At 59.8% G+C, this 20,162-nt stretch carries 21 protein-coding genes; 10 read left to right on the top strand and 11 right to left on the bottom strand.

The features are described from left to right. The first annotated feature begins 376 nt into the window (after positions 1–376). Positions 377–982 carry a hypothetical protein gene (locus FFM53_RS02525; RefSeq protein WP_138389280.1) on the top strand — a complete coding sequence of 202 codons (606 nt, stop codon included), beginning with the start codon at positions 377–379 and terminating at the stop codon, positions 980–982. Positions 983–1,040: 58 nt separating this feature from the next. Here the strand turns inward: FFM53_RS02525 and FFM53_RS02520 are convergent, their stop codons facing one another. The 4 genes from FFM53_RS02520 to FFM53_RS02505 form a co-directional block, all read right to left on the bottom strand. Next, the gene (locus tag FFM53_RS02520) at positions 1,041–1,814 is read right to left on the bottom strand and encodes an amino acid ABC transporter ATP-binding protein (RefSeq protein WP_012757299.1); all 774 of its coding nucleotides are present in this window, start codon (positions 1,812–1,814) and stop codon (positions 1,041–1,043) included. Between the two features lie 35 nt (positions 1,815–1,849). Beyond that, positions 1,850–3,004, bottom strand: coding sequence for an amino acid ABC transporter permease (locus FFM53_RS02515; RefSeq protein ID WP_138329657.1), 1,155 nt, complete (start codon positions 3,002–3,004; stop codon positions 1,850–1,852). Between the two features lies 1 nt (position 3,005). Then, positions 3,006–4,208 (bottom strand): amino acid ABC transporter permease, encoded by a 1,203-nt coding sequence (locus tag FFM53_RS02510; protein WP_138389279.1) that lies wholly within the window; start codon positions 4,206–4,208, stop codon positions 3,006–3,008. A 104-nt stretch (positions 4,209–4,312) separates the two neighbouring features. Beyond that, positions 4,313–5,338, bottom strand: coding sequence for an amino acid ABC transporter substrate-binding protein (locus FFM53_RS02505; RefSeq protein ID WP_003559026.1), 1,026 nt, complete (start codon positions 5,336–5,338; stop codon positions 4,313–4,315). 358 nt (positions 5,339–5,696) lie between these two features. Between FFM53_RS02505 and FFM53_RS02500 the strand changes: the two genes are divergently transcribed. After that, positions 5,697–6,887 (top strand): cystathionine beta-lyase, encoded by a 1,191-nt coding sequence (locus tag FFM53_RS02500; RefSeq protein ID WP_138389278.1) that lies wholly within the window; start codon positions 5,697–5,699, stop codon positions 6,885–6,887. Positions 6,888–6,918: 31 nt separating this feature from the next. On the opposite strand, the gene FFM53_RS02495 is transcribed toward FFM53_RS02500, so the two are convergent. After that, the gene (locus tag FFM53_RS02495; protein WP_138389277.1) at positions 6,919–8,073 is read right to left on the bottom strand and encodes an FAD-dependent monooxygenase; all 1,155 of its coding nucleotides are present in this window, start codon (positions 8,071–8,073) and stop codon (positions 6,919–6,921) included. Between the two features lie 28 nt (positions 8,074–8,101). Further along, entirely contained in the window at positions 8,102–8,347 is a 246-nt protein-coding gene (locus FFM53_RS02490; RefSeq protein ID WP_003539274.1) for a zinc-finger domain-containing protein, read from the bottom strand. A 159-nt stretch (positions 8,348–8,506) separates the two neighbouring features. Between FFM53_RS02490 and FFM53_RS02485 the strand changes: the two genes are divergently transcribed. The 6 genes from FFM53_RS02485 to clpA all read left to right on the top strand — a co-directional run bounded on the left by FFM53_RS02485 (position 8,507) and on the right by clpA (position 14,365). Then, on the top strand, positions 8,507–9,292 hold the full coding sequence (locus FFM53_RS02485) for an alpha/beta fold hydrolase (RefSeq protein WP_138389276.1): 786 nt from the start codon (positions 8,507–8,509) through the stop codon (positions 9,290–9,292). Between the two features lie 128 nt (positions 9,293–9,420). Continuing rightward, positions 9,421–10,254 (top strand): serine O-acetyltransferase, encoded by an 834-nt coding sequence (gene cysE / locus FFM53_RS02480; RefSeq protein ID WP_017960263.1) that lies wholly within the window; start codon positions 9,421–9,423, stop codon positions 10,252–10,254. A gap of 140 nt (positions 10,255–10,394) precedes the next feature. Then, a complete protein-coding gene (locus tag FFM53_RS02475; protein WP_003539277.1) occupies positions 10,395–10,598 on the top strand; it encodes a DUF3126 family protein in 204 nt (67 codons plus the stop codon). 274 nt (positions 10,599–10,872) lie between these two features. Continuing rightward, positions 10,873–11,235 (top strand): phasin family protein, encoded by a 363-nt coding sequence (locus FFM53_RS02470; RefSeq protein ID WP_138329646.1) that lies wholly within the window; start codon positions 10,873–10,875, stop codon positions 11,233–11,235. Between the two features lie 276 nt (positions 11,236–11,511). Next, the gene (gene clpS / locus FFM53_RS02465) at positions 11,512–11,862 is read left to right on the top strand and encodes an ATP-dependent Clp protease adapter ClpS (RefSeq protein ID WP_017988219.1); all 351 of its coding nucleotides are present in this window, start codon (positions 11,512–11,514) and stop codon (positions 11,860–11,862) included. A 10-nt stretch (positions 11,863–11,872) separates the two neighbouring features. Then, entirely contained in the window at positions 11,873–14,365 is a 2,493-nt protein-coding gene (gene clpA, locus FFM53_RS02460; RefSeq protein WP_017993976.1) for an ATP-dependent Clp protease ATP-binding subunit ClpA, read from the top strand. A 72-nt stretch (positions 14,366–14,437) separates the two neighbouring features. Here the strand turns inward: clpA and FFM53_RS02455 are convergent, their stop codons facing one another. The 5 genes from FFM53_RS02455 to FFM53_RS02435 all read right to left on the bottom strand — a co-directional run bounded on the left by FFM53_RS02455 (position 14,438) and on the right by FFM53_RS02435 (position 17,910). Further along, the gene (locus FFM53_RS02455) at positions 14,438–14,728 is read right to left on the bottom strand and encodes a Dabb family protein (RefSeq protein WP_138329643.1); all 291 of its coding nucleotides are present in this window, start codon (positions 14,726–14,728) and stop codon (positions 14,438–14,440) included. 58 nt (positions 14,729–14,786) lie between these two features. Next, the gene (locus tag FFM53_RS02450; RefSeq protein WP_138329641.1) at positions 14,787–15,218 is read right to left on the bottom strand and encodes an HIT family protein; all 432 of its coding nucleotides are present in this window, start codon (positions 15,216–15,218) and stop codon (positions 14,787–14,789) included. Positions 15,219–15,353: 135 nt separating this feature from the next. Further along, positions 15,354–16,544, bottom strand: a complete 1,191-nt coding sequence (locus FFM53_RS02445) for a GNAT family N-acetyltransferase (protein WP_138389275.1) — start codon at positions 16,542–16,544, stop codon at positions 15,354–15,356. A gap of 179 nt (positions 16,545–16,723) precedes the next feature. Beyond that, positions 16,724–17,443 (bottom strand): glycerophosphodiester phosphodiesterase, encoded by a 720-nt coding sequence (locus FFM53_RS02440; protein ID WP_138389274.1) that lies wholly within the window; start codon positions 17,441–17,443, stop codon positions 16,724–16,726. Then, entirely contained in the window at positions 17,440–17,910 is a 471-nt protein-coding gene (locus FFM53_RS02435; RefSeq protein ID WP_138389273.1) for a RidA family protein, read from the bottom strand. Before FFM53_RS02435 ends, FFM53_RS02440 begins: the two co-directional genes overlap by 4 nt. A gap of 136 nt (positions 17,911–18,046) precedes the next feature. Between FFM53_RS02435 and FFM53_RS02430 the strand changes: the two genes are divergently transcribed. Further along, the gene (locus FFM53_RS02430; protein WP_020049770.1) at positions 18,047–18,883 is read left to right on the top strand and encodes a cell envelope integrity EipB family protein; all 837 of its coding nucleotides are present in this window, start codon (positions 18,047–18,049) and stop codon (positions 18,881–18,883) included. Positions 18,884–19,073: 190 nt separating this feature from the next. After that, positions 19,074–20,150: a toxic anion resistance protein gene (locus FFM53_RS02425; RefSeq protein ID WP_138389272.1), complete on the top strand. Its 1,077-nt coding sequence runs from the start codon at positions 19,074–19,076 to the stop codon at positions 20,148–20,150. Positions 20,151–20,162: the final 12 nt, after the last annotated feature.

Raw genomic sequence — 20,162 nt, 5'->3', positions numbered from 1 at the left:
CAATCGCTGATGGAAAAGCCGATGCCCGCGACAGCTGTGGTCGATCTCAAGGAAAAGCTGCCATCGGATTATTCGCCGCCGGTTGAAGATTGCTGGCGCCATCGGAGGGAATACTTCAGCAGCCTTCCGGCTGTCAGCCGACATGCCCGCTTTTGGCACAGTCGGTCGGGCGATTCGGAATTCAATAACCGCGAAACATCATTATACGCCGCCGAACCGACTTGCCGCGCCCTGTCGTGAAACATTCGTCATCTCTTCACGTTGCCTTGTCATGGACGTCCTGTAGTTGCAGGCGTCCGATCGATCGAAGGCACGCGCGTTCCTCGATTTTCGAACTGCCGGGCAGATCGTTCGGCGGAATGAAACGGAGGAAAACATGACCCATAACCACAATAGACTGTCCTTTGCAGTGCTCGCATCCACCTGCGCCCTCCTTGCCATGCCGGCAAGCGATGCGCGTGCGATCGATGTCGGTGTGTCGGTGAATGCAGGCAATGCCGTCAGCGCCGATGTCGGGGCTTCGATTGGCAGTGGGAGCGGCATCAGCGCCGATGCCAATGCTTCCGTCGGCGGCTCGAACGGCGTCAATGCCGATGCGACCGCCAATGCCGGCGGTGGCCGGGGCATCGATGCCGATGTCAATGCCAGTGTCGGCGGCGGTCGCGGCGTCAACGCCGATCTCAATGCACGCACCGGCGGTTCCGATGGAATCGATGCCAACGCCACGGCCTCGGTCGGCAGCGGTAATGGCGTCGATGCCAACCTCGCCATCGGCAGGGTAGATGGGGCAGGCAGCAGCGGCAGACCCGCGGGCGAGCGCAGCCTCAGCGCGTCCCAGATCCGCACCCTGGAGGCCTTCCAGGCGAGGCCTGTCAATGAGCAGCGCAAGATGCTCGTCCGTTGCGCCGATATCTCCGCCTCCGGCGGTGATTCCGGTCTTGCCGGTCTCTGCAGTCTACTGCAGGCGACAGCCTCCCGCTGAACGTGAAAGACCCGCCGAACCGGAAGGTGCGGCGGGTCTTTTCAAGGGACGCTTCGATCTAGTGCAGGATCTGGCTGAGGAACAGCTTGGTGCGTTCATGCTGCGGATTGTCGAAGAACTCGGCCGGTGAATTCTGCTCGACGATCTGGCCCTGGTCCATGAAAATGACCCGGTTGGCCACCTGACGGGCAAAGCCCATTTCATGCGTGACGCAGAGCATGGTCATGCCTTCCTCGGCAAGACCCACCATGGTGTCGAGCACTTCCTTGATCATTTCGGGATCGAGCGCCGAGGTCGGCTCGTCGAACAGCATGATCTTCGGGTTCATGCACAGCGACCGGGCGATCGCCACGCGCTGTTGCTGGCCGCCGGAGAGCTGGCCCGGATATTTGTTGGCCTGCTCCGGGATCTTGACCCGCTTCAGGAAGTGCATGGCCACTTCTTCGGCCTGCTTCTTCGGCATCTTGCGGACCCAAATTGGCGCCAGCGTGCAGTTTTCGAGGATCGTCAGATGCGGGAAGAGGTTGAAGTGCTGGAACACCATGCCGACTTCGCGCCGCACCTCGTCGATCTTTTTCAGATCGTTGGTGAGCTCGGTGCCGTCGACGACGATCTTGCCTTTCTGATGCTCTTCAAGGCGGTTGATGCAGCGGATCATCGTTGACTTGCCCGAACCCGACGGGCCGGCAATGACGATGCGCTCGCCGCGCATGACCTTCAGGTTGATGTCGCGCAGCACGTGGAAATCGCCGTACCACTTGTTCATGTTGACGATCTCGACCGCCACTTCCGTTGCGGAAACGGTGAGCTTTTTCGCTGGAGCTTCAGCCATGACTATTTTCCCTCATTCTTATCGTTGTAGCGTTCTTATCGTTTGTGGCCGGTATCGAGATGGCGCTCCATGAAACCTGAATAGCGCGACATGCCGAAGCAGAACAGCCAGAAGATGAAGCCCGCGAAGATCAGGCCCGTGATCGGCGTGACGGCGCTTGCCCAATTGGCATCGGAGAAGTTCAGCTTAACGATGCCAAGCAGGTCGAACATGCCGATAATGGTGACCAGCGACGTGTCCTTGAACGTTCCGATGAAGGTGTTCACGATGCTCGGGATGACCAGCTTGATGGCCTGCGGCATGATGATCAGCCGGGTCTTCTGCCAATAGCCGAGGCCGAGTGAATCGGCGCCTTCGAACTGTCCCTTCGGGATCGCCTGAAGGCCGCCGCGGATCACTTCAGCCATATAGGCCGACGTGAAGATCGACACGCCGATCAGCGCCCGAAGCAATTTGTCCACGTTCCAGCCTGTCGGAAGGAAGAGCGGCAGCATGACACTTGCCATGAACAGAACGGTGATCAGCGGAACGCCTCGAATGACCTCGATGAAGGTAACGCAGAGCATCCGGATGACGGGCATCTTCGAGCGGCGTCCCAGCGCAAGCAGAATGCCGACGGGTAGGGAGACGGCAATACCGACAAAGGACAGAACGAGCGTCACCATCAACCCGCCCCAGAGCGGAGTCTCCACCACTTCGAGGCCGAAGCCGCCGTGAAGAAGCCAGAAGGCGATGACCGGCAGGACGGCGAACAGAAGAATGGCGTTCAGGCCCTTGCGCGGCGCCGACGGGATCAACATCGGAACCAGCAGCAGAATGAACAGGATCCCGACGATCGCCGGCCTCCAACGCTCACCGAGCGGATAGCGGCCGAAGATAAACTGATCGTACTTGGCGCTGATGAAAGCCCAGCATGCGCCACTCCAGCCGTCAGGCTGGATGCCGCCCTGGATCGTTGTCGCGCAGAATGTGCGGTCCGGGCCGGACCATACGGCCTGGATGAACAGCCAGTTGACGAGATGCGGCACGGCCCATGCGATGAGCGCAAGAGCGAGGATCGTCAGGATCACGTCCTTCGGGGTTGCCAGGAGATTGCGACGTATCCAGGCGACGGCTCCCCTCTCGCCGGGGGGCGGCGGTTCGGCGGCAAGGATGGACGTTCTGACAAAGGGTTTATCGGCGACCGACATCTTATCTCTCCACCAGTGCCATCTTGGCATTGAACCAATTCATGAACAGCGACGTGAGAATGCTCAAGCTGAGATAGACGATACCCCAGATGCAGACGATCTCGATCGCTTGACCGCTCTGATTGAGGATCGTGCCACCGACGGCAACGAGATCCGAGAAACCGATCGCGATGGCGAGTGAGGAGTTCTTGGTCAGGTTCAGGTACTGGCTCGTCAGCGGCGGGATGATGATGCGCAGCGCCTGCGGCACCACGACAAGTCTCGTCACGCTCGACGGATGCAGCCCCAGCGCGCCGGCTGCTTCGGATTGTCCCTTAGGAACGCCGCGAATGCCGCCGCGAACGATCTCGGCGATGAACGAGGCGGTATAGAAGGACAGAGCGAGAAACAGCGACATGAATTCGGGGCCGACGACGGAGCCGCCCGTCAGGTTGAACTTTCCGGCGACCGGAACGTCGAAGGTGAGCGGAAAGCCGGAGACAACGAAGACCAGCAATGGCAAGCCGACGATCAGCGCGATCGCCGTCCACACGGTGTGGAACGGCTGGCCGGTTGCGGCTTGGCGTTTGTGAGCCCAACGCGCGATGATGATGGTGGCGACAATCGCAATCAGCAGGGCGATGCCGACCGCTATCATGCCTGTCTCGAAGATCGCCTTCGGGAAGGCTAGTCCTCTGTTGTTGAGGAACATGTTGAAGGGCAGGCCGACCGACTCGCGCGGCTGCGGCAAGACGGAGAGAACGCCGAGATACCAGAAAAAGATGACGAGCAGCGGCGGAATGTTGCGGAAAACCTCGACATAGACCGTGCAGAGCTTGGCAATCAGCCAATTGCGCGACAGCCGGCCGATCCCGATCAGGAAGCCGATGATGGTCGCCGTGAAGATACCGGTCACCGCCACCAGCAAGGTATTCAGAATGCCGACGAGAAGTGCGCGCGCATAAGTCGAGTCACTCGAAAAGCTGATCAGCGACTGGCCGATTTCGAAACCGGCGCGGCCGCGAAGAAAGCCGAAACCCGATGCCGTATTGCTGCGCGCAAGGTTCACGGCTGTGTTGTGGGCCACCCACCACACAAAGCCCACGAGAATAACGATTGTTAGGACCTGGTAAAATATACTCCGGTATTTCGGGTCGTACATTGCCGACCGGAAACTCCAGCCGGTGTCATGCAAAGGTGTCCTATCCACAGCCCCATGCGTCATGCCGCGCCAATCCCCTTGTGCCCGTTTTCGGGCTTTCTTTTTAACTTTTTGGAAGCGGGAAGGCGGCTTGGCCGCCTTCCCGGTATTTCATTGCCAGTGCTCGATTAACGAACCGGCGGTGCGTACTGGATGCCGCCCTTGTTCCAGAGAGCATTCAAGCCGCGTGCGATCTTGAGCGGGCTGCCCTGGCCGATGTTGCGCTCGAAGATTTCGCCATAATTGCCGACGCCCTTGATGACGTTGGCGGCCCAATCATTGGTCAGGCCGAGATCGGTACCGATCTTGGTGTCGGTCTCGCTGCCGAGGAAGCGCTTGATATCAGGATTCGGCGAGTTCTTCATCTCATCGACATTTGCCTGGGTGATACCGAACTCTTCGGCATTGATCAGCGCATAAGCCGTCCAGGAAACGATATCGAACCACTGATCATCACCCTGACGGACGGCCGGGCCAAGCGGCTCCTTGGAGATGATCTCAGGAAGGATGACGTGTTCGTCGGGATTCTTCAGCGTCAGACGCAACGAATAGAGACCGGACTGGTCGGTCGTGTAAACGTCGCAACGACCGGCGTCGTAGGCTGCGTTGACCTCAGGAAGATTTTCGAAGACGACCGGATTGTACTGTAGATTGTTCGTCTTGAAATAATCGGCGAGGTTCAGTTCCGTGGTCGTGCCCGACTGCACGCAGATTGCGGCGCCGGAGAGTTCGAGAGCCGACTTCACGTTCAGGCCCTTGCGCACCATGAAGCCCTGGCCGTCATAATAGGTGACGGGACGGAAATTGAAGCCGAGTGCGGTGTCGCGATTGATCGTCCAGGTCGTATTGCGCGAGAGGACGTCGATTTCGCCGGACTGCAGAGCGGTGAAGCGTTCCTTCGCATTTGTCGGCGTGTACTTGACCTTTGTGGGGTCGCCGAACACGGCCGAAGCGACGGCCTTGCAGAAGTCGACGTCGAAGCCGGCCCAATTGCCGGAAGCGTCAGGTGCGGCAAAGCCTGTAAGGCCGGTGTTGACGCCGCACTGAACGAAACCCTTTGCCTTGACGTCTGAGAGAGTGGTGGCGGAGGCGGCCGAGGCGCCAACTGCCAAAACTGCTGCGCCGATGGCGGCGGACAGGAGCTTATTTTTCATTTTCCCAACCTTTTCCGTTGTCTTATCTTTTCTTGTGGGGAGTGCGTGCCGACAATCCGTGCGCCTCCCCATTGTCTCGACACCCTCCCGGCGCGAGTGGGTCTATCACAGTCGTAAATGTCACTATGGTCAAGTGTCGCGCTCAATAATTGCGGCAAAATTCAGAATTTTGGTAGATCGCGCTGCATTCATGGGCACTTGGCCATGAAATAGGCGTCTGGTTGCGGAAAAATAACGCGAAAATCGACAATTCCATCATTCCAGGCCGTCGCTTGCATCAATCTTCAAGGGTTGACCGGAAACGGCGCGACGTCCAAAAGTCTGGTTTCGCGACCCTTCGCCAAAGGCTATTTCCGACATGAACGACAAAGACAGCTTGCTGCAGAATGCTGGCATCAACACCCGCCTGACCCATATCGGCAACGACCCCTTCGATTATCACGGTTTCATCAATCCGCCGGTCGTGCATGCCTCGACGGTGTTGTTTCCGAATGCGCGGGCGATGGAGACGCGCACGCAGAAATATACCTACGGAACGCGCGGCACCCCGACGACGGATGCGCTCTGCGAGGCGATCGACGCACTCGAAGGCTCGGCCGGCACGATCCTTGTGCCGTCGGGCCTTGCGGCCGTCACCATTCCGTTTCTGGGTTTCGTCGCAGCCGGCGATCATGCGCTGGTGGTCGATTCGGTCTATGGCCCGACGCGCCATTTCTGCGACACGATGCTGAAGCGCCTCGGCGTCGAGGTGGAATATTACCACCCGGAGATCGGCGCCGGCATCGAGGCGCTGTTCCGGCCGAACACCAAGCTCGTTCATACCGAGGCCCCAGGCTCCAATACTTTCGAAATGCAGGATATTCCGGCGATCTCGGCGGTTGCGCACCGCCACGGCGCCGTCGTCATGATGGACAATACCTGGGCGACGCCGGTCTATTTCAGGCCGCTCGATTACGGCGTCGACATATCCATCCACGCATCGACGAAATATCCGTCCGGCCATTCCGATATCCTGCTCGGAACGGTTTCGGCCAATGCCGAGCACTGGGAGCGGCTGAAGGAAGCAAACGGTGTGCTCGGCATCTGCGGCGCACCCGATGATGCCTACCAGATTCTGCGCGGATTGCGCACCATGGGCCTGCGCCTCGAGCGCCATTATGAAAGCGCGCTTGATATCGCGAAATGGCTGGAGGGCAGGGAGGATGTCGCCCGCGTGCTGCATCCGGCCCTGCCGAGTTTCCCCTCGCACCATCTCTGGAAGCGCGATTTCAAAGGCGCCAGCGGCATCTTTTCCTTCGTGCTTGCCGCCGACGGCCCCGAGAAATCAAGAGCAAAGGCGCATGCCTTCCTCGACGCGCTCAGGATTTTCGGTCTCGGCTATTCCTGGGGTGGCTTTGAAAGCCTCGCTTTGCATGCCTATCTCAACGATCGCAAGGTCGCCAAGGCGCCGACGGACGGTCCGGTCATCCGCCTGCAGATCGGCATCGAGGACGTGGCCGACCTCAAGGCCGATATCGAACGGGGTTTTGCCGCGGCAAGCGCGGTCTGACCAGAGACGCTTTGTCGCCGATGGCGGCGCCTCACGGCAGATCGGCAGCCCGATAGCCGTAGATCCAGTCGAGATCTGCCGCGAGGCTTAGCGGCGGCTTGAGGCCGAGCACGAGATCGCGGCCGATCCGGATCGGCCCTTTCGCATGATAGGCGAACCGGTTGAAGGCGCCACGCTGGCGAAGCCTCGCAATGCGCGGCGCCCGGTGTCTTTCGAACCGCGCCAACGCTTCCGCCACGGGGCTATTCGAAAGAAACGCCGCCAGTTCGTAGGCGTCTTCGATCGCCATCGCTGCTCCCTGTCCGGCAAAAGGCATCATCGCATGCGCGGCGTCGCCGATCAGAACCGTCTTTCGGCCGTCCTGCCAGGCGCCTGATGTGGTTTCGAACAGCGGCCAGAAGGTCAGCTTCCTATTTCTGTCGAGCAGCGAGACGATCGCTGAGTTCCAGCCGGAAAGGCGCGCCCGCAGCTGCGCCCGCTGTTCTTCCGTCGCTTCGCTTTGCCAGGCCTGCGGCGCGATATTGCCGGCGGTGATCGCCACCATATTGAAGCTGCCGGTTTCCCTCAGCGGATAGCAGACGAGATGCGCCGAACCGCCGAGAAAAGCCGAAACGCTTGCCCGGTCGAGGAATCCGGGCGCTTCCGTTTCGGCAATCGTAAAACGGTAGGCGATATTGCCGGAAAAGCGCGGCGAGGGGCTGCCTGGAACAGATTGCCGAAGCTTCGACCAGACGCCGTCGCCGCCGATCACGACATCGGCCGCCCGCTCGAAAGGCGGTAGGGTCGAATCTATTCGCACGCCAAGGTGAAGCCGGCAGAGCGGATCGGCCGTGACCGCATCCAAAAGCGCTTTCTGCAATGTGGTGCGGTGGAGGACGCCATAAGGAGCACCCCAGCGTTCCCGCGCGAATTTGCCGGCCGGCACCGCCGCGAGTTGGCGCAGCGAACTGCCCGATATCAGCCGGATCGCGTCCGGCTCGAGCCAGACCTTTGACAGCCCGTCAAGGATACCGAGTTCGGCAAGGATGCGGGAGGCGTTCGGCGAAACCTGCAATCCGGCGCCGATGTCGGTGAGTTCGCCCGCCTGTTCGAAGATCTCCGAGCTGATACCCCGGCGCGAAAGCACAAGGGCAGCGGTCAGCCCTGATATCCCGGCGCCGATGATGGCGGCATGTTCGATCGGCATTGCCCGTCCGATCCCGGATCTGGACTGACTACGCCGCCTTCACGTGGAAAACGCAGCCGGCCGGATTGGTTTGGCTGGGCTTGAGCGCGGAATTGAAGCGATAGAGCGTCGAGCAGTAGGAACAGACCTTCTCGTTGTCGTCGCCCATGTCGATGAAGATATGCGGATGATCGAAGGGAGCCGAAGCGCCGGTGCACATGAATTCCTTGACGCCGACTTCGATAACGCGGTGACCGCCGTCGTTCTGGAAGTGGGGAATGTTGTGGCCGGCCATGTCGCTCTCCGAATGCTTTGAAATGTGCGCGAACCTTATAAGCCTTCGCCGCAAATGTGTAGAGCCAAACCGCCGCGCCGGGCACAGTTTTTAGCCACAGTTTTTGGCTTCACCATGAAAGGCCGCTCGACTATGGTCGCGCCCAAAAAGGAAGGCCCGATGAACCTGAATACGCCCACATTTTCGAGCTTCACCCATGACGGACTGCAGCTCGCCTTCTTCGATGAAGGCGATCCGGCCGGTGTGCCCGTGTTGTTGATCCACGGCTTTGCCTCGACCGCAAACGTCAACTGGGTGCATCCGGGCTGGCTAAAGACGCTGGGCGATGCCGGCTACCGGGTGATCGCCATGGACAATCGCGGCCACGGCGCAAGCGACAAGCCGCATGATACCGAAGCCTATCGTCCCTGGGTCATGGCCGGCGATGCGATCGCCTTGCTCGATCATCTCGGCATCCCGGAGGCCAATGTCATGGGCTATTCGATGGGCGCGCGCATTTCCGTTTTTGCCGCGCTTGCCAATCCGCATCGCGTCCGTTCGCTGGTGCTCGGCGGCCTCGGCATCGGCATGACCGACGGCGTCGGCGACTGGGACCCGATCGCCGATGCGCTGCTGGCTCCTTCGCTGGAGGCGGTGACGCATGCCCGCGGCCGTATGTTCCGCGCCTTCGCCGAGCAGACGAAGAGCGACCGGGTCGCTCTTGCCGATTGCATCCGCGGCTCGCGCGATCTGGTCGCCCGCTCCGATATGGCCAAGCTCGATATGCCGACGCTGATCGGCGTCGGCACCAAGGATGATATCGCCGGCTCGCCGCAGGAGTTGGCGGCGCTGATGCAAAATGCCGAAGCACTCGATATTCCGGGCCGCGATCATATGCTCGCCGTCGGCGACAGGGTTTTCAAGCAGGCGGTGCTGGCCTTCTATGCAAGGGTCGCCCATCGCTGACAACATCGTGATGCTGAAAAACCATGCTAAAAAACCATGGCGACGGCACCCATTTATGTTATTGGCGTTTTCCTCTATATATTGGCATTCCGAAAACGGCATTCCTTCCGGCAACGAGGAGAGCGGCGATGGTCGCAAAGACTGACATCCGTGCTTTTGACACAGGCCATCCGGTGAAGGTGATGGATCCCATCTGGGACAGCCTGCGCGAGGAAGCACGGCTCGCCGCCGAACGGGACCCGGTTCTCGCCGCCTTCCTCTATTCGACCGTGATCAACTACCATTCGCTCGAGGAATGCGTCATCCACCGCATCTGCGAACGTCTCGATCACCCCGACATGCAGGCGAACCTGCTTCGCCAGACCTTCGAGGAAATGCTCCTCGACTGGCCGGACTGGAGCTCCATCCTGCGCGTCGATATCCAGGCGATCTATGACCGCGATCCCGCCTGCCTGCGCTTTATGGAGGCGGTGCTTTATTTCAAGGGCTTCCATGCGCTGCAGACACATCGTCTCGCCCATTGGCTGCTGAACCGCGGCCGGCGTGATTTTGCGCTCTATCTGCAGAGCCGCTCCTCCAGCGTCTTCCAGACCGACATCAACCCGGCCGCCCGTATCGGCAAGGGCATCTTCCTCGATCACGCCACCGGCCTCGTCGTCGGCGAGACGGCCGTCATCGGCGACAACGTCTCGATCCTGCACGGCGTCACACTCGGCGGCACCGGCAAGGAGGGCGCTGACCGCCATCCGAAGATCGGCTCCGGCGTCATGATCGGCGCCGGCGCGAAGATCCTCGGCAATATCGAGATCGGCTACTGCTCACGCGTCGCCGCCGGCTCCGTCGTCCTGAAGGCGGTGCCGCCCAAGAAGACGGTGGCGGGCGTGCCGGCCAAGGTCGTCGGCGAGGCCGGTTGTTCCGAGCCGTCGCGCAACATGGACCAGGTGATCGGCGCCGATATCTGAGCGCCCATTGGAAACAAGGATAGGAAAAGTCGGCGGGATCCGAGCGGGGAGGGCCATGAGCAAACGGCAACCTTGCCTTTACACCGCTGCATTTCCTGTGCAAGAAGCGGCCAATCAAGACCGCTTACGGAGATGACAGAGTGAAGCCAGAAGAAATCAAGAAGCTCGACGCCTATTTCAAGCGCATGTTCAACCCGCAGATGATCGTCAAGGCGCGTCCGCGCAAGGATGATTCTGCGGAAGTCTATCTCGGCGAAGAATTTCTGGGTGTCGTCTATATCGATGACGAGGACGGCGACCGCTCCTACAACTTTTCGATGGCGATCCTCGACGTCGATCTCTGATCGCGCTCGAAAGTGTCAAAAGGACCGAATGGCGCGATCCGTTCGGTCCTTTTTTCGTTTTTTCGATTCGGAACGAGAATTTATTCAAAACTTCCGGTTGCGGCATTCTGATATATTTTAGCAAAATCAATTAAAGACGTACGTGCCCCGGCGCGCCGGCTTTGTTATATTATTGTAATGCAACTACTGGATGTTTTGCAATGCACAAGACTACTTGACTATTTGTGCATTGCAGCTACCCTGCCGCCACCAACAGCCCAACGGAGGATGGCTCATGTTCAACATTGAAGACGCCAACAAGAAGAGCAAGGAAGCCGTCGACACGGCCCTGAAAACTTATTCCGACACGACCAAGGGCTTTCAGGCGATCGCCGCTGAAGCCACTGAATATTCGAAGAAATCCTTTCAGGACGCGGTGACGCATTTCGAAACGCTGGCCGGCGTCAAGAGCTTCGAGGCCGCTTTCGAGCTGCAGACGAACTACGTCAAGGCGTATTTTGAAGGCTTTGTCTCCGAGACGACGAAGCTCAGTGAGATGTATGCCGATCTCGCCAAATCAGCCTATAAGCCCTATGAAGCGCCGATCGCCGCTGCCGTCGTCAAGACCGCCAAGTCGGCGACGCCTGCTGCTGCATGAACTGATTTCAAAGGCGCAACCTGCGCTACATATTGAAAAACGAGGACCGGCTACGCATCTGTAGCCGGTCTTTTTGTTTCCGCTTTCGCTGCAGCGCCCGCATGGGATCGACCAGGGACTTTTTTGGTCTTTCCCGTGCATGCTGGCCATTTCTTGATTGCAGTGTCTGACAGGGGGCTTAAAATCAGCCTATTATGAACTAAGTTAGTGTTTCAGATATTCGGCGGGAAAAGCACCCTCCCATGCTCCGCCGGATTGCTTGAGGAATGAATGACAATGATCGCAAAGCCGATCCGGATGCAGAACGACAGCGAAAGGAACGGGGACAACGCAAATCGAACCTCGGTCATCACACGCACCAAGCCGAAGACCAAGAAGCCCAATCTTTATCGTGTGCTGCTTTTGAATGACGACTACACTCCCATGGAATTCGTCATCCATATTCTGGAGCGGTTTTTTCAGAAGGATCGTGAAAGTGCCACCCGCATCATGCTCCATGTCCATAACCACGGCGTCGGCGAATGCGGAATATTCACATACGAGGTAGCGGAAACGAAGGTCAGCCAGGTGATGGACTTCGCCCGGCAACACCAGCATCCGCTGCAATGCGTCATGGAAAAGAAGTGAGGATCTGAACGTGCCAACATTTTCGCCTAGTTTAGAGAAGGCGCTCCATCAGGCACTGACCTTTGCCAACGAGCGGCACCACGAATATGCGACGCTCGAGCATCTGCTGCTCGCCCTGATCGACGATGCCGATGCGGCCGCGGTCATGGGTGCCTGCAATGTCGATCTCGACGCGTTGCGCAAGACGCTCGTCGAATATGTCGATAACGAACTTTCCAACCTGATCACCGGATATGACGAGGATTCGAAGCCGACCTCCGGCTTCCAGCGCGTCATCCAGCGTGCCGTCATCCACGTGCAATCGTCCGGCCGTGAAGAGGTGACCGGCGCTAACGTGCTGGTCGCGATCTTCGCCGAGCGCGAAAGCCACGCCGCTTATTTCCTGCAGGAGCAGGAGATGACCCGCTACGATGCCGTCAACTATATCTCCCACGGGATCGGGAAGCGGCCGGGCGCTTCGGATGTGCGTCCCCCGCGCGGCGCTGAGGACGAAGCCGAAAGCAGCAAGCCGACGGCGCGCGGCGGCGAGGAAGAAGGCGGCCCGAAGAAGCAGCAGGATGCGCTCAAGGCCTATTGCGTCAATCTCAATGAGAAGGCCAAGGGCGGCAAGATCGATCCGCTGATCGGCCGTCACGCCGAGGTCAGCCGCACAATCCAGATCCTGTGCCGCCGTTCGAAGAACAATCCGCTCTATGTCGGTGATCCCGGCGTCGGCAAGACGGCGATCGCCGAAGGCCTTGCCAAGCGCATCGTCGAAGGCAAGGTTCCGGAAGCACTCGCCGATGCGACGATCTTCTCGCTCGACATGGGCACGCTCTTGGCCGGCACGCGCTACCGTGGCGACTTCGAAGAGCGCCTGAAGCAGGTCGTCAAGGAACTGGAAGAATATCCGGGCGCCGTGCTCTTCATCGACGAGATCCACACGGTGATCGGCGCCGGCGCCACTTCGGGCGGCGCAATGGATGCATCGAACCTCCTGAAGCCGGCCCTGTCATCGGGCGCGATTCGCTGCATTGGTTCGACCACCTACAAGGAATACCGCCAGTTCTTCGAGAAGGATCGGGCGCTGGTCCGTCGTTTCCAGAAGATCGACGTCAGCGAGCCGTCGATCGAAGATGCGATCGAGATCATGAAGGGCTTGAAGCCCTATTTCGAAGAGTATCACCACCTGCGTTATTCGAACGACGCCATCAAGTCGGCCGTCGAATTGTCGGCCCGCTACATCTCCGACCGCAAACTGCCCGACAAGGCGATCGACGTGATCGACGAAACCGGTGCGGCGCAGATGCTGCTGCCGCCGTCCAAGCGCCGCAAGCTGATCACAGAAAAGGAAATCGAGGCAACGGTCGCGACGATGGCGCGCATTCCGCCGAAGACCGTCTCCAAGGACGATGAAGCCGTGCTTGCCAATCTCGAGAAGGAACTGCGCTCGGTCGTCTACGGCCAGGATATCGCCATCGAAGCGCTTTCGACCTCGATCAAGCTGGCGCGCGCCGGTCTTCGTGAGCCGAACAAGCCGATCGGCGCCTATGTCTTCTCCGGTCCGACCGGCGTCGGCAAGACCGAGGTGGCAAAGCAACTGGCATCGTCGCTCGGCGTCGAACTCCTGCGCTTCGACATGTCGGAATATATGGAGCGGCACACGGTTTCGCGCCTGCTCGGCGCGCCTCCCGGCTATGTCGGCTTCGACCAGGGCGGCCTTCTCACCGATGGCGTCGATCAGCACCCGCATTGCGTGGTTCTGCTCGACGAAATCGAGAAGGCGCATCCCGACATCTACAATATCCTGCTGCAGGTCATGGACCACGGCACGCTGACCGACCACAACGGCAAGAAGATCGACTTCCGCAACGTCATCCTGATCATGACGACCAATGCGGGTGCATCCGAAATGGCCAAGGCGGCAATCGGCTTCGGCTCGTCCAAGCGCACCGGCGAGGACGAGGAGGCGCTCACCCGCCTGTTCACGCCGGAATTCCGCAACCGTCTCGACGCGATCATTCCTTTCGCGGCGTTGCCGACGGCCGTCATCCACAAGGTCGTGCAGAAGTTCATCATGCAGCTGGAGGCCCAGCTTTCCGAAAGGAACGTCACCTTCGACCTGCACGAGGATGCAATCGCCTGGCTGGCGGAAAAGGGTTACGACGAGAAGATGGGCGCCCGCCCGCTTGCTCGCGTCATTCAGGATACGATCAAGAAGCCGCTCGCCAACGAAATCCTCTTCGGCAAGCTGAAGAAGGGCGGCGTCGTCAACGTCACTGTCGGCCCGAAGGAAGACGGCAAGCCCGGCATTGTGCTGGAAGCCATCTCGGAAACGGCGCCGATCAAGCCGAAGCCGGAAGCTGAAGTCGTGCATCCCGAAGGCGATGATGGGGATGACGGCGAGCTGAAGACGAAGGCGGCCCGCAAGACCCGCGCCAAAGCAGTGCCGCAGGCCGAGCCCGAGGTTCGCGACGCCCCGAAGAAGGGAAGCGCGGTTCCGAAGGTTCCACGCAAGAAGTAAGATACCGTCACCGAATTGGAAAAGGCCGCGTCACTGCGGCCTTTTTCGTTTTCGGATCTGCATGCGCCCTTTTCAGAGCCTGGTGTAGTCGATCTCGAGAAAGTCGGCGACCTCGGGCACCCAGCGGTCGCGCACGAAGGCGACATGCAGGGGATGGAGGTTGTACGTGTCGTAGCCAGCCTGATCGTCGAATTCCATCGAAAAGCCGAAGGCAAAAGCATTCTTTGGACTCGTCTGCCGAAGCTGCTCGAAATTCCGCACGCTCGGGATCTTGGCAAGCACCAGCGCGTCGGTGAGGAACGACGTTTCTTCAGCCGAGCCGGCTTCGTGTTTCAGGCGGAATGCGACAGTATGGCGGATCATGATCTTGTTCCAAATGGATTGTCCGGATTGAATTCTCTGAAATCGACGGGTGTTGACCCTACGCCAGTGCGGCCCTGATCTTTTCGGCATTGGCGGCGAGCACGGCGCCGTCCTCCATCTTGCCGGAATGCGGCTTCAGCGCCGCGCCCTCATGCCGCGGGATGACGTGGAAATGCAGATGGAACACCGTTTGCCCGGCGGCCGGCTCGTTGAACTGGGCGATGAATACGCCATCGGCGTCGAAGACGTCCTTCACCGCATTGGCGATCTTCTGGACGACAGTAATTGCGTGGGTGAGGGTGGCTGGATCGGCATCGAGGAGATTGCGGGACGGCGCCTTGGGAAGGACGAGCACATGGCCCGGCGCTTGCGGCATCACATCCATGAAGGCGATGGTATGCTCGTCCTCGTAAACCCGGTGCGAGGGGATTTCGCCGCGGAGGATCTTGGCGAAGATGTTGTCGTCGTCGTAATCGGCCTGCCTAGTCATCGCTAAATCTCCTCGTTTTTCGCAGGGCGTGCGTCTTTGCCGTAGCACTTTGAATTACTGCATAATTTTATTCCTAAATCGATTCCGATTTAGAGAGTTATGCGTTGATCGGGTAACGCGGCCGGTGCGGCGGCGTCAATCCTCCTGCAGGCGCTCGCCCTTGCGGAAAGGACTGTGTTCGGTCAGCAACTCGCTCATCTGTTCGACATCGGCGCGCTCTCGCGCGAGATAGTCGCCGATCGCCCGGCGAAGGCCGGCATGCGCGACATAATGGGCGGAATGCGTTGTCACCGGCAGGTAACCGCGGGCGAGCTTGTGTTCGCCCTGCGCTCCGGCCTCGACCCGTTTCAGCCCTTTCGAAAGGGCGAAGTCGATCGCCTGGTGATAGCAGACCTCGAAATGCAGGAAGGGATGATCCTCGATGCAGCCCCAGTGACGGCCGTAGAGCGTATCACCGCCGATGAAGTTGATCGCGCCGGCGATATAGCGCCCCTCGCGCTTGGCCATGACGAGCAGGATATCGTCGGCCATACGTTCGCCGATCAACGAGTAGAACTTGCGGGTGAGGTAGGGCCGGCCCCACTTGCGCCCGCCAGTATCCATGTAAAACTTGAAGAACTGGTCCCAGATGCGTTCGGTCAGGTCGCGGCCGGTCAGCCAGTCGATGCTGATACCGTTTTCGAGGGCGGCGCGGCGCTCCTTGCGCAATGCCTTGCGTTTGCGCGAGGCAAGCGTTTCGAGAAATTCCTCGTGATTGGCATAGCCGTCATTGATGAAATGGAACTGCTGGTCGGTGCGGTGCAGATAGCCGTCCATCTCGAAGACGCCGATCTCTTCGTCCGGCACGAAGGTGATGTGGGCCGAGGAGATGCCGAGCCGCCGCACGACCTCCTTCAGGCTTTCGGCGATCGCGCTCTGGATCGGCAGCCGCTGCAGCCCCTCGGCGACAAGAAGACGCGGGCCTGTCGCCGGGGTGAACGGGATCGAGCACTGAAGTTTCGGATAATAACGCCCGCCGGCCCGCTCGAAGCCGTCGGCCCAGCCATGATCGAAGACATATTCGCCCTGGCTGTGGTTCTTGAGATAGCCGGGCAGGGCGCCGATCAACTCGCCACGATCGGACTCGAGCAGCAGATGGTGGCCGAGCCATCCGGTCTCGGCGTCGGCCGAGCCGGATTCCTCCAGCGACGATAGAAAAGCGTGTGAAACGAAAGGGTTGTAGGCAATCGTAGCGCAGGTCTTCGATGCCCCGGAAAGCTTGGACCAGCTCTCCGGGGAAATCGCGGTGAAGGAGCGTTCTACGCGAATGGATAATTCATCAGTCATGGGACAAATGCGAAGCCTGTGGGAGGATCGTCTCGGCTCTGCCTTACCGCGCCGCGCGTCTTTCAGACGCGCAAAGGACGCTGTAACACTTTGAGTTCCTGCATAATTTTACCCTGAAATCGATCCGATTTAAGGAATTATGCAGTAGTCTGCGCATGATCTTGGCCAAAAAGCGAGCGTCAAGCAGCCACACGCGGATCGAAGCCTTCGAAGGTCATCTGGTCTGCGTTTGCGAATGTAAGCCGGCGCGCCTCTTCGTCACGCACCGTCCAGGTAATAACGGGAATGCCCTTTTCGCGTTCGCCGGTGATAAATGCGTTCGGCAGGTCGCCATAATGATAGGAGATGAAATCGAGACCGATCTCCATCGCCTTCGCATGCGCCTTGAATTCCTCCGGCGTGTTGCCGTTAGCGGTTAGCCCCAGCGGGTAGGGTGAGCCAAGCGCCTTCAGGTCGCGCAGCAGCCAGTGGTCGAAGCTCATCAGCGCCGCCTTGCCCTGATAACCTTCGAGGACCTCGAGCACAGCTTCGGCGAAACCTTCGTCATCGGCCTCGCGCCCCTTGAGCTCCAGCACCAGCGGCACCTTGCCCTCGACGAGGTCGAGGAGTTGGCGCAACGTCGGCACCTTGTCGCTCGTGCCGCCGACGGCGATCAGTCCGAGTTCCCGAGAGGTGCGCTCGCGGATGTCGCCGTGGAGGTTGCATAGGCGCTGCAGATCCTCGTCGTGAAAAATGACCGGCACGCCGTCGGAGGCGTAGTGCAGGTCGCATTCGATCGCAAAGCCCGCTTCGACGGCGCGCGAGAATGCCGAAAGCGTGTTTTCCCAGACATGCGTGTTGAGGTCGTGATAGCCACGATGGGCGACCGGCAGGTCCCTGATCCAGGCAACATTGGTCATTCTGCGATTTCCATGATAGCGTCTATCTCGACGGCGGCATTCAGCGGCAGGGCCGCCATGCCGACGGCGGCACGCGCATGTTTGCCGGCTTCGCCAAGCACGCCGGCAATCAGGTTCGAAGCGCCGTTGATGACGAGATGCTGCTCGACGAAGTCGGGCGCCGAGGCGACGAAGCCGTTCAGCTTGATGACGCGCCGGATGCGGCCGAGATCGCCGCCAAGTGCCGCCTTCGCCTGGGCAAGGATGTTGATGGCGCAGAGTTCGGCGCCGCGCTGGCCCGTTGCAACGTCGATGGTCTTACCGAGATGGCCCGAGACGGCGACCTTGCCGCCTTCGAGCGGCAGCTGGCCGGAGATGTAGAGAAGATTGCCGCTGATGACATAGGGAACGTAATTTGCAGCAGGTGCTGCGGCTTCGGGCAGGGTTATCCCCATCTCAATCAGGCGCGCTGCAATTTCATCGGACATTTTCGTCTCCGCTTTTGTTGTCAATTCTTCAAAAATTATGCATCAAGACTAGAATCTTTAATATGACAGTTTCGAGCCTCGATTTGGCCGAAAGCGTTCTTATAACATCGCGACCGAGTCCAACAGGAGTTAATGAATGTTCCGATCGAGTCTTGTCGCTCTGCTTCTCGCCAGCGTTTCCGCCAATGCATGGGCGGCTGCGCCCGCGGTGAGCGCTGCGATCGCGACCGGCCTCGTCGCCCATCGCGCGGTCTACGATCTGGAACTGAAGGACGCTTCGGACCGCTCCGGCATCGCCGGCATGTACGGCCGCATGGTCTATGAGTTCGACGGCAGCTATTGCCAGGGCTTCACCACCAACTTCCGCTTCGTGACGCAGATCGACACCGGCGACAGCGTGCGCGTCAGCGACCAGCAGACCAAGACCTTCGAGAACCTGAAGGACGGCAAGTTCACCTTCGACACCAAATCCTTCACCGACGAGCAGCTCGATAAAGAGGTCAACGGTGCGGCGCAGGACCAGCCTGATGGCGTCAAGGTCGATCTCAAGCAGCCGGCGAGCCGCGAGCTGCAGCTTTTAGAAAGCCGTTTTCCCACGGAACATATGCTCGATGTGATCCAGCACGCCAAGGACGGCAAGCGCTTCTTCGAGGCGCGTGTCTTCGACGGATCGGACGACGGCGACAAGTCGCTGGCGACGACGACGATCGTCGGCAAGCAGGAGACGCCGATCGCCGAGGAGGCCGATGCCGGCAATGCCGGCGCCTTCTCCAAGACTGCCTTCTGGCCGGTGACGATCGCCTATTTCAACGAAAGTGCGAAATCGGATGCTTTGCCGGTCTACCGCATGTCCTTCAAGCTCTATGAGAACGGCATTACCCGCGACCTGACGATGGATTACGGCGATTTCGTCCTGACCGGCAAGCTCGCCAAGCTGGAGCTGCTCGACCGCAAGGCCGAGGTTTGCAAGTAGGCGAAGGGCTTTCGCCTGTCATAAAACTGTATCATAAAATTCACTATGGTTCGGCGATCAGCGATGACTGAGTCGCCGTCTGTCGTCCTGCTTTTCGGGTCGGTGCGATCCTGGCGGCCAAGCCATTGCGATGACGTCTATCTGCTAGACTGCGTAGCCATTACGCATCGCAAGCTTGAAAGCCCGAACCATGGCCGACACCGATCTCGCGACTGTTCAGAATGCCGCCCTGCCGGTTGTTGTCGCTGATCCGGCGGAAATTGCCCGCATTTCCGATAGCATCAATATCACCGACCGTGCCGGCATCTCGGTCTATGGCGACCGCGTCCAGCAGGCGGTCAGCGATTATGCCGACAGGATCCTGCGCGAAGTCCGCAACAAGGACCTCGGCGATGTCGGCCGCCTGCTGACCGATATCATCCTCAAATCGAAAAGCCTCGATCCGGCATCGCTGAAGGATAAGGGTTTCCTCAGCCGCATGTTTCTCTCGGCCAAGGCCCGGCTCGAACGCTTCAAGGCGGAGTTCGAAGACGTGGCCGGCCAGATCGACCGGATCGGTCTGGAGCTCGACCGTCACAAGGATACGCTGAGGCGCGACATTGCGTTGCTCGACGACCTGCATGAGGAAACCAGGCAATCGATCATGCGGCTCGAGGCTTATGTTCAGGCCGGCAAGACTTTCGCCGAGCGTTTTCGCAGCGTCGAGCTGCCGAGGCTGAAGGCGCAAGCCGAGGCGGCAGCGACCGGCCCCGGCGGCGGCATGCTGGAGGCGCAGACCTATCAGGACAGCCTGCAGGCGCTCGACCGGCTTGAGAAGCGGGTGTTCTACCTGCAGCAGGCCCGCCAGCTCGGCATCCAGCAATTGCCGCAGATCCGCATCGTTCAGGCGGGCGACGAGACGCTGATCGAGAATCTGCAGGCGACTTCGGCGCTGACGGTGCCGGCCTGGAAGCAGAAGATGGTGATCCTGCTCGGCCTGACGCGGCAGAAATCGGCGCTCGACCTGCAGAAGGCGGTGACCGACGCCACCAACGACATGATCCGCCAGGCATCCGAGATGATGAAGGACCAGGCGATATCAATCGAACAGCAGTCGCAGCGCGGCATCGTCGATATCGACACGCTCGCCAAGGCCAACAGGGATCTGATCGATACGATATCAGGCGTGCTGCAGGTTCAGGAGGAGGGGCGCCGCAAGCGGGCGCTCGCCGAACAGCAGATGGAGCAGATGACGATCGAACTCAAGAAGGCGATGACCCAGGCGTGATCGGCAAGATGA

The sequence above is a fragment of the Rhizobium indicum genome (assembly GCF_005862305.2).
GTDB lineage: Bacteria > Pseudomonadota > Alphaproteobacteria > Rhizobiales > Rhizobiaceae > Rhizobium > Rhizobium indicum.
Note: the sequence above shows the minus strand (reverse complement) of the source record. Positions and strands in the feature narration are given on the sequence as shown.